The sequence below is a fragment of the Zhurongbacter thermophilus genome (genome assembly GCF_026184435.1).
Classification (GTDB): domain Bacteria; phylum Coprothermobacterota; class Coprothermobacteria; order Coprothermobacterales; family JAADFF01; genus JAADFF01.
In genome coordinates this window covers 843,910-859,937 of record NZ_CP046447.1, presented here as the reverse complement: position 1 = coordinate 859,937, position 16,028 = coordinate 843,910, and the positions used below count along the sequence as shown (strand labels likewise).

The following is a 16,028-nucleotide window of genomic DNA, read 5'->3' as shown; positions in this document are numbered from 1 at the left end:
GAGGTGAACGATGTGAAGTATATAAAAATACGCGGTGCCAGAGAGCATAATCTGAAAAATATTGACGTTGATATACCCAAAGGACAGTTTGTGGTTGTCACTGGGGTCAGTGGTTCGGGTAAGACATCCCTTGTATTTGATACCCTTTATGCTGAAGCCCATAGGAGGTTTCTTGAGTCACTATCTGCGTATGCCAGACAGTTTCTGGGAATGTTGAAGCGACCAGATGTTGACAGCATGGAAGGTTTAACTCCTGCCATATCTATAGAGCAGCATACAACTTCTTCGTTTACCCCCCGCTCTACGGTGGGAACGATGAGCGAAATTTACGATTATATCCGTCTTATGTTTGCCCATATCGGTACTCCTTATTGTCCAGAACATCATTTGCCGATGAAGGCCACCACTCCCGATATTATCCTTAGGACGATTCTTACGAGATACAAAGGAGAAAGGGTTGAGATTTTAGCTCCTATTGCTATTAATAAAAAGGGGGATTTCAAGAATCTCTTTGCCTCTCTTCTTAAAGAAGGTTTTATGCGAGTCTACATTGATGGAGATATTCACTACCTCGATGAATTACCGGAAGTGGACAAGAACAAACATCATGATATTTATCTTGTTGTAGATAGGGTGAGAGTGAAACCTGAAAATCGCAGTAGAATTCTTGATGGCATTGAGCTTGCTTGGAAAAAGGCAGATGGAGTGGTTGCTATTAAAGTGGGTAATGATATTGCATACTATACAAACAAACATGCATGTCCCATCTGTGGCCGTAGTCTGCCAGAACTTTCCCCACGACTTTTTTCATTTAATAGTCCTGTTGGTGCTTGCCCTGTCTGTGGTGGTATTGGTATGCATGAAAAGATAGATCCGGATTTATTGATACTTGATGAAAACAAATCTATTGCTGAAGGTGCTATTTTTACTATGCTATCGAAAGATATGGAGATACTAGCTGCTAAGGCTTGTGGTATAGATCCTCATGTGCCATGGAAAGACCTTCCAACACGGGCAAAGTATAGGTTTTTATTTAAAGGTTCTAAGGTGCCTATTAAGGTTGATCTTGGAGATGAACCGTGGTGGTGGGAATTTAAAGGTATTGTTGATTACTTAGAACATAGGTATAAAACAACCGATTCAGAGATTGTTAGAGAAAAAATACGTAACTTTATGGTCCTGGAGGAATGCCATGCATGTCATGGAACGGGACTAAGACAAGAGGCATTATGGGTTGAAGTGGATGGTAAGACTGTAGAAGATGTTGTAAAGATGCCTGTATCCCAGCTAAAGGAGTGGATATATAGTATCAAGGTGGGAGGAACAAAGGCAAAGGTATGGCGTTCTATATCTGCAGAGATCAAGAAGCGTGTAGATTTTATGGTTGATGTGGGTCTGGGATATCTCAGTCTTATACGAAAGACCAACACCCTCTCTGGCGGTGAGGCTCAGAGACTGAGGTTGGCAGGTCAACTGGGCAATGTGCTTACAGGTATCATGTATGTTCTTGATGAGCCAACAATAGGTCTCCATCCACGAGACACCGATAGACTTATAAAACTTCTCAAGATGTTAAGAGATAAAGATAATAGTGTTATTGTGGTTGAGCATGATGAAAGTGTTATAAGAAATGCCGACCATATCATAGATATGGGACCCGGTGCCGGTGAGCTTGGTGGGAAGGTTGTTGCCCGTGGTACTGTAGACGATATTATCAAAACACCGCAATCTGTTACAGGACAATATCTGTCGGGTAAGAAATCCATCCCACTTCCAATGGTTAGACGTATTCCAAGTGGTTTTCTGTATGTTAAAGATGCCTATAAGTTTAATTTGAAACATATTGATGTTGCTATACCTAAAGGAGTAATGACAGTCATTACTGGTGTAAGTGGTTCAGGGAAAAGTACATTGGCTGTAGAAGTGCTGTACAAGTACCTTGCTAGACATCTTAATGGTGCTCATATTTCTGTATCAGGTATTGGAAAGATTGAGGGCTATGAAGATTTAAAGTATGTTGACCTCATAGACCAGTCTCCTATTGGAAAAACCCCCAGAAGTATTCCTGCTACATATGTTGGTGTTTTTGATAAGATTAGAAAGCTTTTTGCATCATTGCCAGAGGCAAAGGCACGAGGATATACAGCTGGTAGGTTTAGTTTTAATGTACCACCTCCCAAAGGAGGACGGTGTGAGGCCTGTAAAGGTGTAGGTATTATCAAAGTGGAAATGCAGTTTTTACCAGATGTATATGTTACCTGTGATGTATGTGGTGGAAAACGGTATGGTAGTGAAACATTGGAAATTAAATACAAGGGTTATAGTATTGCCGATGTTCTTGATATGACAGTGAGGCAGGCTATGGATGTCTTTAAGAATATACCAAGTATTTATAACGACTTGAAAATATTGCATGAGGTTGGACTAGGCTATATCAAATTGGGACAGCAGTCTCCGACGCTTTCAGGTGGCGAATCGCAGAGGGTTAAACTGGCAACTTATCTCAAAGGTAATAAGAAGGGTTACCTTTTTATTCTCGATGAACCGACAACAGGACTTCACATGGATGATGTTAATAAACTCATAGGAGTTCTGCATAGACTTGTTGATGCTGGGAATACTGTTGTTATCATAGAGCACAACCTTGATGTCATAGCCAATGCCGACTACATCATAGATATGGGGCCTGAGGGTGGAGAGGGCGGAGGTCAGGTTATTGCTACAGGTACACCTGAAGAGGTGGCTATGACGGAAACATATACAGGTCAGTATCTCAAAAGATACTTGGAAACAAGGGGTAGATTATAGTGCCTATAGATGAAAAGATACTAACAGCACCCCATGAACCTGGGGTTTATCTCTTTAAGGGATCTGGTGAAGAGGTTATATATGTTGGCAAGGCCAAGGATCTTAGGAAACGTCTTGACAACTATCTGAAAAGGCGGGATTTTAAAGCCTCTCTTATTATGGATTATGCCAGAGATCTAGAATTTTTTACAGTTCCTACAGAGCGAGAAGCTCTTATCTTAGAAGAGTCTCTTATCTATAAATATACACCTCGCTTTAATGTGCTTATGACAAGTGATATTACGTATTCATATCTTGTCATCAATGAATCGTTCCGCTTTCCGACAATAAAACTGGAATTTCGTCGTTCGCGTAAGATGACATCTGAAAGATTGGGATACCGTGTCATTGGACCATTTACATCTCGTGCTATGGCACGGGCTTTATATGAACTGGCCCAGAAGGTATTCGGTATAAGAAACTGCAAGTGGAATGAAAAGAAACTCTTGTCAAGAGTATGTAATCTTGGTGAAATAGGCAAGTGTTCTATGCCATGTGTGGGGCGTATTAGTGAAGAGGAGTATCGTAAAAATGTAGAAGAGTTTGTTAAAGTCGCCACCTCTTCACCTTCTAAAGTTAAAGAGTACTTAGAAAAATCTATGAAAGAGGCGTCACAGTCTATGCAGTTTGAAAAGGCTATAGTCTTTAGAGATGCCTTGAAAGAATTTTCACAGATATCTGTGAGTCAGGCGGTTGTCGAGGGTTTTTCAGGTATTGGGATTATTGCGGCTTTCAAAGATGGAAAAGGTGTGGCTATTGTCTACTTCATTGATAGTGAAGTTAGAGATGTTTTAGTGTGGCATTACAGGGGAGATAGTGCTTCTGAATTTTATGAAAGGGTAGCTCTTGATATATATACCCGTATATGCAAAGATGGTATGCAGACAATAGTTTTCACTCCCAAGGTAAAAGATGTCCTTGAGGTTCTTGGATGTTCTGTATCCAATGTCAGACCTGAAAGACTGGCAATGGAGATGGCTACAACAGCTTATAGTCATCTTGCATACAAAAGTGAATTGGAGGAAGGATATCTTCAGCTTGCAGATATTCTTAATTTGCCAACACTACCTAGCCGTATAGAGGGATACGACAATGCCCATTTTCAAGGGAGTTATCCAATGGGTGGCATGATTACCTTCATTGGTGGTAAACCATCACCAAGGCACTATAGGTTGTTTCATCTTAGTCCAAAGCGTATGGCAGATGTGGACATGATGTATGAAGTGATCACGCGTAGGTTAGCCCATCCTGAGTGGGGGTATCCATCGCTTATGGTTATAGACGGTTCAAAGCCTCAGCTTGATTTTGTTATGAAGGCTCATGAAGATGTGGGTATAGAAAAGATGTGGCGTGTTATTTCTCTTGATAAAGATACCGGTCTTATTCACTTTGACGATGGTAGAGCCATATATCTTGACGAGACACATCCCGCTAAACGCTTTCTGAGATGGGTAATGGCAGAAGCACATAGGTTTATCAATAAGAACCATAGAGAGAGAAGGGATAGCATTGTGGGCATTTTTGATTCTGTTAAAGGTCTTGGCCCTAAGCGTATGGAAAAACTCATGAATGTGTTTGGAAGTTTTTATGGAATATACAATGCTTCATTAGATGAGCTTATCGAAAAAGGGGGACTTCCAGAAGATGTTGCCAAAGCATTGTACGAAAAACTTCACCGTTAGCTTTCCTGTTGAGATTGGGTTTGTCAATATCGTTATTAGGGATGACAAATATTTTGACATTGCCCTGAGAAGGTATCCTATGTATACGGTAATGTCGCATAGCTGTCCCCATATACTGATTGAGAAACTTCAATGGTACTTTAAAGGTGAAAAGGTTGTTTGGAGTTTAGATGAAACACATGAAAGGTCACTTACAGATTTCCAGAGAAAGATGTTTGTGGCTTTGTCTGATTATGCACCTTACGGTACTGTAATAACCTATGGTCAGCTGGCAGGATATTTACATTCGTCTCCCCGTGGTGTTGCTACAGCACTGAAGTATAACAATCTACCAATCGTTTTGCCATGTCATAGGGTTGTTGCGAAAAATGGTATAGGGGGATTCTCTGCTGGGTTACAATGGAAAAGATACCTATTACAATTGGAGGGTGTAAATATATGAAAGTTGTTATTATTAGTGGACTGTCAGGAGCTGGTAAGAGCACAGTAGCATCTACATTTGAGGATATGGGTTACTTTACAGTGGAAAATGTGCCTGTAGAGTTCTTTTTACCTATTGTTGAAAAACTTGACAGTGAAGGTGTCGATAGGGTAGCCCTTGTTATTGATATACGCAGTGTCAGAGGAGACGAATTTCTAGTAGAGAAGTTTCTCAAGGAGCTAGAGTCCATTAAGAACAAATACGATGTTGATGTTTTGTTTTTAACAGCAGATAGGAAAGTATTAATAGACAGGTTTGCCCTAACAAGAAGACCACATCCACTATCTTCTTCTGATGCTTTTTCTATAGAAGAGTTGCTTAGGAAAGAAGAGGAGATATTGTCTGCTATTCGTGAGATTGCCAGAGTTATAGACACAACGAATTTTTCTACAAGAAAATTACGGACATATATCCTTCAACTGTTTAGTACTGAAGGTCTTACGTTTATCATTGAATCATTTGGTTTTAAGTATGGTGTACCTAGAGATGTGGATATGATATTTGATGCAAGAATACTGAATAATCCTTTTTATGATGAAAAGCTTCGTCATCTTGTTGGAACCGATGAACCTGTTAGGGAATTTTTACAGAGAGATGAATATACCTCTTGGTTTATAAAGCATGTTTGCAGGCATATTACCATTTCTATGTCCCGCTATCTTGATATGGGAAAAAAGGTAGTACTTATTGGAATTGGATGCTCAGGAGGCAAACATCGTAGTGTATATGTTGCTGATGAAATTGGAAAGAGGTTGAGAGAAGGGGGACATAGTGTTATTGTCGTTCATAGAGATAGAGATAGGGAGGATGAGGCGATAAGTGAAGTCAAGAAACCTCCTTGCGACAATCAGAACTAACTTATCATTATTACCTATTGAGGATAATGAGAGAGCATACTCTGAACTGGTAGGGTTATCTCTAGCCAATTCCTTTGTCAACTTTAAGGGAGGAATTATAGCTTCATTTGAAAACGCCCCTGCTGCACGGCGAATGATTCGTATTTTAGATGTTCTAGGTATTCAGCACACACTCTCTTCGTATGTACCTGATAGATTTGGTGGTGTCTCTGGACACAAATATGAAGTTATTTTTCATCAAGGAGATATTTATAAAGTTCTTCTAGACCACGATTATATTTATGATATGGAACTATTACCTGTTTATTTTCTTAGGGGATTATTTCTGGCGAGAGGCAATATATATATATCAACAAGGGGTGGATATCGCTTGACATTTGCCTCTCGTTATAAGTTCGCCCTCTCATACGCCTCTGATCTACTTAGTGAACTTCATATATCGTTTGCCATGCAAAAGAGACAGGGTAAAGACATATGGTTTCTTCATGTTATGAAGTTTGACGAGATTATATCTCTTCTAAAACTATTCGGCCTTAAAAAAGATATTGAAAAATTGCAGAACATTTACGAGACGAGAGAGATAAAAAAGAGTATTACCCGAATCACTAATATTGAAATGGCTAATCTTAAAAGGGTAAGTTATGCATCCAGCAGGCAGATAAAAAAGTTGTCAAGGTTAACTGTAGACGATGTTCCCTCCAAGTTGGTTCCATTATGGCGGTTGCGTATCTCACCAGAAGGTAGACTTTTATCATATAGAGAAATTGCTGAGCGGTTAGGGTGGACAAAGGCCAAGGTTAGTAGAGGTTTGAAGAAACTTGAGAAGATAGCAGACGATAAAGACACAGACGATATATAATATCCTTTGTGTTTGTAAGTTGCTATTAAAAGGGGGTATGGTTATGTATACAAATATTCCACCTGCCGACGAGGTGTGGCAGAAATACCATGACTATATCAATCCTGCACTTGCTGATCTAATGAGATATGGTGGACTTGTATCTGTTGAGACAAGGGCAGAGGGTGTTTATGTGTGGGATGATCAGGGTAATAAGTACATAGACTGTCTTGGTGGTTACGGTGTCTTTGCGTTGGGACACAGACATCCTAAGGTTGTGGAGGCTGTCAAGTCGTGGCTGGATAAGATACCGCTATCTTCTAAGCTCTTTCTGAACTATCCTGAAACATTACTTGGTGAAAAGCTGGCTGAAATTCTGCCTGGTGATATCCAATATTCGTTCTTTGGTAATTCTGGTTCTGAGGCCGTTGAAGGAGCTCTTAAATTGGCTCGAATGTATACTGGCAAGAAAAAGATTATCTATACTGATGGAGCCTATCATGGTGTAACAATGGGGGCTCTGTCTGCAACAGGTAGAGATGTATACAGGCAACCGTTTGAGCCATTGGTTCCAGGGTTTATTAAGGTACCATTTGGAGATGCCGATGCCATAGCCCATACTATTGATGAGGATACAGCTGCAGTTATCATAGAGCCTATTCAAGGTGAAGGTGGTATTGTGCTGCCACCTGACGATTATCTCAAGAAAGTTAGAGATATTACTAAAGAAAAAGGTATTCTTCTTATTCTTGATGAGGTTCAAACAGGTATGGGGCGTACTGGAGCCATGTTTGCCTCTGAACTATATGGTGTAGAGCCTGATATTATCGCCCTTGGTAAAGCTCTTGGTGGTGGTGTAATGCCTATAGGAGCATTTAGTTCTACTCCTGAGATTTGGTCTGCGTTTGATCCATTCCCCATTATTCATGAATCTACATTTGGTGGTAATCCACTGGCTACTGTTGCCGCAGTGGCAACAATAGATGTGATGAAGGAGGAAGATTTACCAGCACAAGCTAAAGAAAAGGGTAAAAAGCTTCTTGATGGATTAAAAGAGCTTGTGGAGGCATATGATGGGTTCGTGGCTAATGTCAGAGGCAAAGGGCTCATGATTGGTGTTGAGATGGCCGATGAGGGCTACGGTATACCTATGATGAGTTTTCTCATGGAAGAAGGGATTATTGTTGCATATGCCCTTAATAATCCAAAAGTTATCAGGTTAGAGCCACCACTAATTATTTCTTATGAAGAGATTGATAAAGTGCTTGATGCTTGGAATAAGGCTCTCAAAAAGATGAAGTCGTTTGTAGATAGTTTATAAGGGAGGGGAAGGTTATGCCTAAGGTGGAAACTGAGATTACTATTAAGGGAAATCCTCAAGATGTATGGGAGATTATTTCTGATATGGAGAAATATCCTGAGTTTATGGATGATCTTATAGATGTTAAGGTGCTTGAACGTGGGGAAAATACAACGAAAACCCATTGGGTTGCCAAGGCGAAAAACATGACTGTTGAATGGGATGAAGAAGATTTTTATTATCCTGACGAATATCGAATTTATTACAAAGCTAAACAGGGAGTATTTAGCAAGTTTGAAGGTGAGTGGACTATAGAGAAATTAGATGAGGAAACAATAAAAGTAAGGCTGACTGTAGATTTTGAAATAGGTGTACCCATGTTTAGAACACTGCTTGGTCCTCTGGCAACCAAGCTTATTAAAGACAACTGTGTTTCCATGCTTAATGCCATAAAGGAAAGGGCTGAAGGAACATGAAGGCTAGTGTAATAGGACTAAGTTGGGGTGACGAGGGAAAAGGTAAAATCGTTGATATGTTGAGGGATAAGTTTGACTTTGTTGTTCGCTATAGTGGGGGCGATAATGCCGGACACACTGTCGTTAGAGATGGTACTACCTATAAATTTCATATATTACCTTCCTCTATACTTGAACCCACAACAGTGTCTGTTATTGGAGCGGGTACAGTTATCAACCCTTATGTTTTAAAGGAAGAATATGATCGTTTACCTGCAGATCATGGGAAGCTTCTTATTAGTAGAAGAGCCCACATAGTCTTCAAAACATATCGCCATCTTGATGTTCTGATTGAGGATATGCGGGACAATAAGATAGGTACTACCAAAAGAGGAATAGGACCTGCATATGCTATGAAGATGTATAGACTTGGAATTCGTGTAGGTGATTTTATTGATAACAGAAAGTTGGAGACTCACTACAATGAAATAGCCCGATTTATGAAAACATGGGGACTTGATATGGATGACGATTTAGAAGAGTTGAAATTCCTTGCCCAATTTGTTGCTCCAATGGTTGCGGATGTAGAGATGCTACTATGGAAAAATCGTGAGAAGAAAATCTTGTTTGAGGGGGCACAGGGGTACATGCTTGATATAGATATGGGCACCTACCCTTATGTGACATCGTCACACCCAGGTCTTGCTGGCATTGTTGATAGTGGATTTCCCCCGTATCTTATTGATAGACGAATAGGAGTAGTCAAGGCATATGCTACCCGTGTTGGTGAAGGTATCTTTCCTACAGAATTAACAGACGATATAGGGGAGTTTATCAGAGAAAAGGGGCATGAGTATGGTGCTACGACGGGTAGACCTCGTAGATGTGGTTGGCTTGATTTGGTGCAGACACGTTTTGCTGTGTTTATGAATGGTATCAATGAACTGGCTATTACAAAGCTTGATGTTCTTTCTGGGTTGGAAAAAATTAGAGCAGCGGTGGCTTACGAAATAGACGGTGAGAAGTACGATTTTTGGCCTGAAAATGTGCTTGATTTGAATATAATACCTGTGTATGAGGAACTTGAAGGTTGGGAAGAAGATATATTTGGTGTTACTGAGTGGAGAAAGTTGCCAATTCAGGCAAGACGATATGTCGAGTTTATAGAAGACCATTTAGAGGTTAGAGTTAGATATATTTCCACAGGTCCAGCACCTGAGCATACTATTGAGATAGTATAAGTTAAGATAGATATTTGTGATATAATAGCAAACGCATATGTGATGGGTTAAGGCAACGGTCGGGGCGTAGCGCAGTAAGGTAGCGCACCTGGTTCGGGACCAGGGGGTCGGCGGTTCGAGCCCGCCCGCCCCGACCATTTTTATATAGGAAAAATTATAAAACTAAACTATAGGAGGGAAGATGATTGGACCAGAGAAGAGCACCTTATTTTGAAGGCCTATTAAAGTATATTAATAAGGGTCGTACGGCATTTCATATGCCTGGTCATAATAGAGGTAAAGGTGTGCATCCTCTTCTAAAAGATTTTCTTGGTGAAAATGTTTTTCTTCTTGATTTGACAGAGGTTGAGGGTGTAGACTATCTTCATAAGGCTACTGGTATTCTGAAAGAAGCCCAGGATTTATTATCAGACTTGTATGGTAGTACCGAATCTTTTTTCCTTATCAATGGAAGTACTGGCGGTAACCATGCAATGATTTTTTCTACTGTTGGTGACGGTGAAAAGATTATTCTCGGACGCAATTCTCATAGATCTGCATTAGGTGGGCTTATTGTTTCTGGTGCTGTCCCTGTCTATGTGCCTGTTGAGGTTAATAGTCGCATAGGTGTTACGACAAATCTTGATCCGGGAAAACTGGAAGAAACTATAAAGAACAATACAGATGCCAAGGCTGTGTTTATTACTACGCCCAACTACTATGGTATGACTGGTAATGTTAAGCTCTATGCTGATATTGCTCATAAATACAATATGCCTCTTCTTGTTGATGAGGCTCATGGTGCTCACTATGGGATGCATCCAGAGCTTCCGGAGACGGCTGTCAGGCAAGGGGCAGATCTTGTTGTTCAAAGTGCCCATAAGACACTTGCATCCATGACTCAGACTTCTTGGATTCATTATAACGATAATGGTTTCATCGATTTGGCTCGGTTGAAAATGGCTTTGCAGGTGCTTCAGTCTACATCTCCTAACTATGTTTTGCTGTCTTCTCTTGATGTTGCGAGAATGCAGTTGGCAACGGAAGGTAAGATAATCTATGACAGAGTGCTTGATGTTGCTCGTTATCTTCGTAAAACATTAAATGAAATTCCAGGAATATTCGTTATAAGTAAGGAAGTCGAGGAAACGGATCCTTTTGTTTCTGTTTATGATGAAACTAAGATAGTAATTAGTTTTGAGGGTAAATGGGAATATAATAAAGGTAGGATGTATGGATATATAGCGGAGAAGATTCTTAATCATGAATATAACATTGAAGTGGAACTGTCAGATCCACACAATGTTTTGGCTTTTATTACTGTGGGTCACTATATGGATGATGCTAAGGTGCTTGTAGATGCCATTAAGGATATGAGTAAGAAGTATTATAAAGGTGAGGAAACAAGGGGGGTTGATTATCATATTCTTCCGCATATACCAGAAGTTGTTTTAACACCTAGAGAGGCATTCTTTGCAAAGTCTGAGATGGTTGCCTTTGATGAAAATGTGATTGGTCGTGTTTGCGCGGAAGTTGTTAGCTTATACCCACCAGGTATACCTATTGTGGCACCTGGTGAGCGGATAGATCGTGAAATATATGAGTTTATAAAAGAGAGAATTACCCAAGGTGCAGAGGTTCAGGGCCCGATTGATCCCGAACTGAACTATATAAAAGTTATTAAATAAGGGGGTAGATAACGGTGGCAGAACTGATGAGGCAGATAGAAATGTTGGATAAGGCTGTAGAACAGTGGAAGAGTGTAGAGACAAATTTGAAAACAACACCTCAGTTACTTTCTAAAGAAACCAAACAGGTTCTTGAGGAGGCTATAGAAAATTATAGAAAATCCGAAGAAGCAAAGATTCAACAGGAAATAGATGCTTATCATAAACAAGTATCTGAAAAGACGAATGCTGAGTTGAAGAATCTGGAAAAGAAAATATGGGAGACATATCAGGAGAAGAAAACTTCTATTATCACAGATCTCATTCATAGGCTTCACGGGGGGATCTGATCATGGCTGTTAAACCGCTAAAGAAGCTTGAAATATATGCGTGGGGGAATAAAGTTCCAGAGATTTTAGAATATATTGCCAGTATTAGAGATTTCCATGTGGAACATATAGAGGAATTACAAGAAACAGGTGGTAATATCAAAGAGACTGTCAGGCAAACTCTCCAGAAGATTAGTACATATCTCTCTATATGGAGAAACGCTGAAGAGTTTGTTTCCCTGCATGGTGATACTCCGTTTAAAAAGAGCATGTTTGAACCTCGTAAGGTCATGAGCATAGATGAGGCAAGATCTCTATGGGAAACTAAGGGTGAGATGTTGTTTAACGAGCTCCAAAAGATGCTTGATGATATCCATCATATTGATAAAGAAATAGAACATATTTCTTATCAAATAGAGATGTTAAAACCTTGGCAGTTTATAACTATTCAGCTGTCTGTTCTTCATAATCTCAAGCATTTGAGATATTTACCCATTGAAATTTCAGAAAGATATGTTGCTCCATTATGGGAAGATTTAAAGACCATTGATGGTTACTATTGGATGTGGGCTAAGAAGACGGGAAAGCAATGGTATGTACTTATCGTGTATTATTCTGATAAGGCTGCCCAAGTTGTTGAAAGATGGAAGGAATATGCTGTATCTCTGCCAGCAGTAGATATCGAACCTGCAGAGTATATTAAAGAGCTTGAGACAAGACGGGCTGAATTAGAGGATAAAAGGCGGAAACAGATAGAAGAGGTTCTCAGATGGCTAAATGATCAGCAAGATACATATAAAGTTTTGGTTGACTACTTAGAAGTTGAAAAAGAAAAGTGGCAAGTTGTTTCTGATAATGTTCTTAAGGGAAAAAAGTTTGTTTACCTTTGGGGCTGGATAGATAAAGATAAAGCAGATAGGGTTAAATATAATCTTGAACATAACTATCCTGTTAGAGTGCTGATGAGTGATCCGAGTGAGGAAGAAGATCCACCTGTTAAGATAGAAAATCCATGGTGGCTGAGACCATTTGAAATTGTTACCAAGCTATATGGTGTTCCTCATTATAGATTCTTTGATCCTACGAAGTTTACAGCTCCTGCATTCTTTATCTTCTTTGGTATAGCACTTGGCGATGCGGGATATGGTGCATTGTTAATGCTTACAGCACTTTATTTCTTAATTCGCTATAAAAAAGCCGAAGAAGGCACAAAGAATACACTTCTATTTATTTTCTATTTGGGTTTAACGTCTCTTATATTCGGTATAGTTACATGGACTTGGTTTGGAGAAAATCCTTTTGTATACAATGGAAAAGTATTTGGGTTCTTCAGTTTCTTTGATGTTGTCCACAATACCAATTTGGGACTTGGCACGGTTTTGATTATAGGTATTGTGATGCAGATGTATGCTATGAGTATTAAGGCATGGTGGTCATTTAAGCAAGGTGATTGGCAAACAGCCGTATTTGATGTGTTTGCGTGGCAGGTATTCTTACTATCCCTTGTAGTACTTGTGCTTCCTATTATTGGTGTAGGAGTTAGTGCCACAACACTAATGTACGCTAAATATATTGCTATGGGCTCAGCCCTATTAATTGTGCTGACACAAGGTAGGCATATTAAAAATCCTATTGGTAGAATTGCCTTCGGTCTGATTTCACTGTATGGTATCGCTGGTGGGTATGGTGTGGCTAGTTTCTTGGCCGATACTTTGTCTTATTCTCGTTTGCTTGCTCTAAACCTTTCTACTGGTATTGTTGCCCATGTGCTTAATACCATGCTTGCTCCTATGTTTAAGATAGTCATAGGTATCATATTACTTATTCTTGCCCATGCCCTTAACTTGGCATTGGGGCTTCTTGGTTCGTTTGTACACTCATCCCGTCTTATATTCCTTGAGATGTATGGCCGATTCTTCGAAGGGACGGGGTGTGAGTTTAAACCTATAACACTTGATGGGAAATATCACAAATTTGTGAAGGAGGTTGATGCTAAATGATCGTATCTTGGGGTGCAGCAATTGCTTTAGTAGGTGCAGGTATTGGTGCAGGTTTAGCTTCTGTTGGTTCTGCAATTGGTGTTGGTATCGCTGGTGAGGCAGCAGCAGGAGTTCAAAGAGAAAAACCAGAACTTGGTGCTCTTGCACTAATCATGCAGGCTCTTCCTGGTACACAGGGTTTCTATGGTTTTGTCGCTATGTTCCTTGGTATTGCCAAAATAGCCAATAATATAGACAAAATGGATCTTGCTACAGGATTGGCTATTTTTGCAGCCTTTATCCCTGTTATGGTTGCCGAGCTAATGTCTGGTGTTTGGCAGGGTAAGGCTTCTGCCGCTGCTCTTCAGATGGTAGCCCGCAGACAGGAGCTTGCTGGTCGTGCTATTATCATTCCTGCTATCGTTGAGACATATGCCCTTGTTGGTCTGCTTGCCACAATCATCATGCTTAACCAGGTTAAGATATAGAGGTGGGGAGTGTGGCTGGCTTACAAGAAAGGGTAAAGACCAGATGGCTTGAGGCTCTCGGTGCGTATACCAATGATGGACTTGATATTGATGGTATCAAAAGTGCAGTTGAGAATACGCTTCCTGCCATAATAAGAGAAGAAGCAACGGAGTATGCCAAAGAGTTGTGGTATGACATTGTTCAAGACCTTCAGGAATCAACTACTGAAGATAAAGAAGAAAAACATATTGTAAACAGGCAATTTGTTGACAATATATATAAAGAGCTGTCTGTAGAACTGGATAGAGCTATCGAAGAGGTTGTAGCTGAAACATTGAAGGTAATCAGAGATATTGTAGCTGATATTGATTTCGAGTGGCAGCAAACAATTAAACATCTTGAGGCAAAACTTAAAGAAGAAAAGGCTGTTATAGAAAGTATCTTTGCTGTGGAGAAGAGAAAGTTTATAAATGAGGTCTTTACCCGTGTCATAGATGATATAAAGAATGAAATGCTAAAAGTGCTTACCGGGGATGCTGCTGATTTGTATGCTTCTTATGTATCCCAGCTTATAGGATCAAAAGAAGTAAAATCTGTTATTGTTTCCGATAAATTACCCATGTCTGTTGTTAAGGAACTTCAAAGAGAGTTTGGTCAAGAGGTAAAGTTTGTAACTATCAAAGATGAAAACATGATTGTGCTTGTTGATACTGGTAATGCCAAGATAGATGTATCACCATCGGTTATAGTAGAAGACCTTGTTCGAAGTAATTTGGCTGCGATCAGAGATGCTGTTCTGAAGGGGGTAGTATCATGATCGTGTGGAAGCACTACGAGAGGCTTCTTGGAGGGACGATTGCAGCCCGTTTAGGTGAAATTCCAACAAAGTCCCAGGTTGTTCGTATGGCTGATGCTACTTCATGGTCAGAATTTGTTTCCATGCTTAATGGGATAAAAGGATTTTCAGCTATTGAAGGTAATGTTTCACTAAGTGATATTGTTATCCTTGCTAAACAGCATATAGAAGAAGAAGTAACAGACTACTTTACTGTTGTAGATGATGAAAGACCTATTGCTTTGGCTTTATTTCCTGATTGGTTTGTCAAAGATAAAGAAACATTAACCCTTGAGGATATGATTGATGCTACGGACAAGCTATGGGCGACAGTTCGTTCATTTGATGATAGGTATTTGGAAGCAGAATATGATGAGTGGTATAGATATTTGCTTCTGTTTCTCTATAAGCGTGCCCACGCTTATGGATGGGATCTTACTACAATGAGACACTTGTTCGCCCCGATGTATATGGGAGATAAGATTTCTGTTCTTCTGGAAAGAGGAGAAGCTGATCCCAAACAAGTGGCTTCTATTTTGGGACTTGCATCGGACTTAGGTGATATGCCTATTTTGGATTTAGAGGTGCTTGTTGATGAGTATCTGTTGCTAAAACTTAGTGGTCTTTCAATGACAAGCAATCCTTTATACGAAATAGTATTTTATTACAGGGCTTTGGATATAGCATATAGGAACGTTCGCATTGTTGCAACAGGAATATGGGGACATTTGTCAAGGGAAGAAATTGTAAAGAGGGTGCGTGAGGTCTATGTATAAAATAGCAGCTATAGGCAACTTACCACATATTAGAGCTCTTGCCCTTATAGGGGTAGAGTGGTTTGATGAGAATGAAGATATTACTCAAAAGATAAAGGATATTATCTCTAATAAGGAGTATGCCATATTGATCGTATCTGAAGATGTATATACTCGGTACCAAGAACTCTTAGATAATGTCAGTAGACCAGAGTTTTCTGTGGTTATTCTCGGTAAAGACGAGGAGAAGGCATCTAAGGTTCTTGAAAAGAAGATAGAACGTGCCCTTGGTATAAGGATCTTTGAATAGGGAAG

Annotated in this window: 15 protein-coding genes and 1 tRNA gene; all 16 read left to right on the top strand. The window is 39.9% G+C overall.

Annotated features, from left to right (window positions below; translation table 11 throughout):
* The first annotated feature begins 12 nt into the window (after window positions 1-12).
* The 16 genes from uvrA to GM182_RS04045 all read left to right on the top strand — a co-directional run bounded on the left by uvrA (window position 13) and on the right by GM182_RS04045 (window position 16,023).
* Entirely contained in the window at window positions 13-2,808 is a 2,796-nt protein-coding gene (gene uvrA, locus GM182_RS04120) for an excinuclease ABC subunit UvrA (RefSeq protein ID WP_449185862.1), read from the top strand.
* Window positions 2,808-4,529 (top strand): GIY-YIG nuclease family protein, encoded by a 1,722-nt coding sequence (locus GM182_RS04115; protein WP_449185861.1) that lies wholly within the window; start codon window positions 2,808-2,810, stop codon window positions 4,527-4,529. Before uvrA ends, GM182_RS04115 begins: the two co-directional genes overlap by 1 nt.
* Window positions 4,492-4,971, top strand: a complete 480-nt coding sequence (locus GM182_RS04110; protein ID WP_449185860.1) for a methylated-DNA--[protein]-cysteine S-methyltransferase — start codon at window positions 4,492-4,494, stop codon at window positions 4,969-4,971. The genes GM182_RS04115 and GM182_RS04110 overlap by 38 nt, the downstream gene beginning before the upstream one ends.
* The gene (rapZ, locus tag GM182_RS04105; protein WP_449185859.1) at window positions 4,968-5,867 is read left to right on the top strand and encodes an RNase adapter RapZ; all 900 of its coding nucleotides are present in this window, start codon (window positions 4,968-4,970) and stop codon (window positions 5,865-5,867) included. Before GM182_RS04110 ends, rapZ begins: the two co-directional genes overlap by 4 nt.
* The gene (gene whiA, locus GM182_RS04100) at window positions 5,830-6,726 is read left to right on the top strand and encodes a DNA-binding protein WhiA (RefSeq protein ID WP_449185858.1); all 897 of its coding nucleotides are present in this window, start codon (window positions 5,830-5,832) and stop codon (window positions 6,724-6,726) included. The genes rapZ and whiA overlap by 38 nt, the downstream gene beginning before the upstream one ends.
* A 43-nt stretch (window positions 6,727-6,769) precedes the next feature.
* Window positions 6,770-8,026 carry an aspartate aminotransferase family protein gene (locus GM182_RS04095; protein WP_449185857.1) on the top strand — a complete coding sequence of 419 codons (1,257 nt, stop codon included), beginning with the start codon at window positions 6,770-6,772 and terminating at the stop codon, window positions 8,024-8,026.
* A gap of 14 nt (window positions 8,027-8,040) precedes the next feature.
* Window positions 8,041-8,481: a type II toxin-antitoxin system RatA family toxin gene (locus GM182_RS04090; protein WP_449185856.1), complete on the top strand. Its 441-nt coding sequence runs from the start codon at window positions 8,041-8,043 to the stop codon at window positions 8,479-8,481.
* Entirely contained in the window at window positions 8,478-9,701 is a 1,224-nt protein-coding gene (locus tag GM182_RS04085; protein WP_449185855.1) for an adenylosuccinate synthase, read from the top strand. Before GM182_RS04090 ends, GM182_RS04085 begins: the two co-directional genes overlap by 4 nt.
* A 60-nt stretch (window positions 9,702-9,761) precedes the next feature.
* Window positions 9,762-9,838: transfer RNA gene (locus tag GM182_RS04080), tRNA-Pro, on the top strand.
* A gap of 48 nt (window positions 9,839-9,886) precedes the next feature.
* Window positions 9,887-11,368, top strand: coding sequence for an aminotransferase class I/II-fold pyridoxal phosphate-dependent enzyme (locus tag GM182_RS04075; protein WP_449185854.1), 1,482 nt, complete (start codon window positions 9,887-9,889; stop codon window positions 11,366-11,368).
* Between the two features lie 14 nt (window positions 11,369-11,382).
* Window positions 11,383-11,697, top strand: coding sequence for a hypothetical protein (locus tag GM182_RS04070; RefSeq protein ID WP_449185853.1), 315 nt, complete (start codon window positions 11,383-11,385; stop codon window positions 11,695-11,697).
* A gap of 2 nt (window positions 11,698-11,699) precedes the next feature.
* Complete coding sequence (locus tag GM182_RS04065; RefSeq protein WP_449185852.1) at window positions 11,700-13,676, top strand: V-type ATP synthase subunit I; 1,977 nt, start codon at window positions 11,700-11,702, stop codon at window positions 13,674-13,676.
* A complete protein-coding gene (locus GM182_RS04060; protein ID WP_449185851.1) occupies window positions 13,673-14,143 on the top strand; it encodes a V-type ATP synthase subunit K in 471 nt (156 codons plus the stop codon). The genes GM182_RS04065 and GM182_RS04060 overlap by 4 nt, the downstream gene beginning before the upstream one ends.
* A gap of 11 nt (window positions 14,144-14,154) precedes the next feature.
* Entirely contained in the window at window positions 14,155-14,940 is a 786-nt protein-coding gene (locus GM182_RS04055; protein ID WP_449185850.1) for a hypothetical protein, read from the top strand.
* Window positions 14,937-15,734, top strand: coding sequence for a hypothetical protein (locus GM182_RS04050; RefSeq protein ID WP_449185849.1), 798 nt, complete (start codon window positions 14,937-14,939; stop codon window positions 15,732-15,734). Before GM182_RS04055 ends, GM182_RS04050 begins: the two co-directional genes overlap by 4 nt.
* A complete protein-coding gene (locus GM182_RS04045) occupies window positions 15,727-16,023 on the top strand; it encodes a V-type ATP synthase subunit F (protein ID WP_449185848.1) in 297 nt (98 codons plus the stop codon). Before GM182_RS04050 ends, GM182_RS04045 begins: the two co-directional genes overlap by 8 nt.
* Window positions 16,024-16,028 lie beyond the last annotated feature (5 nt).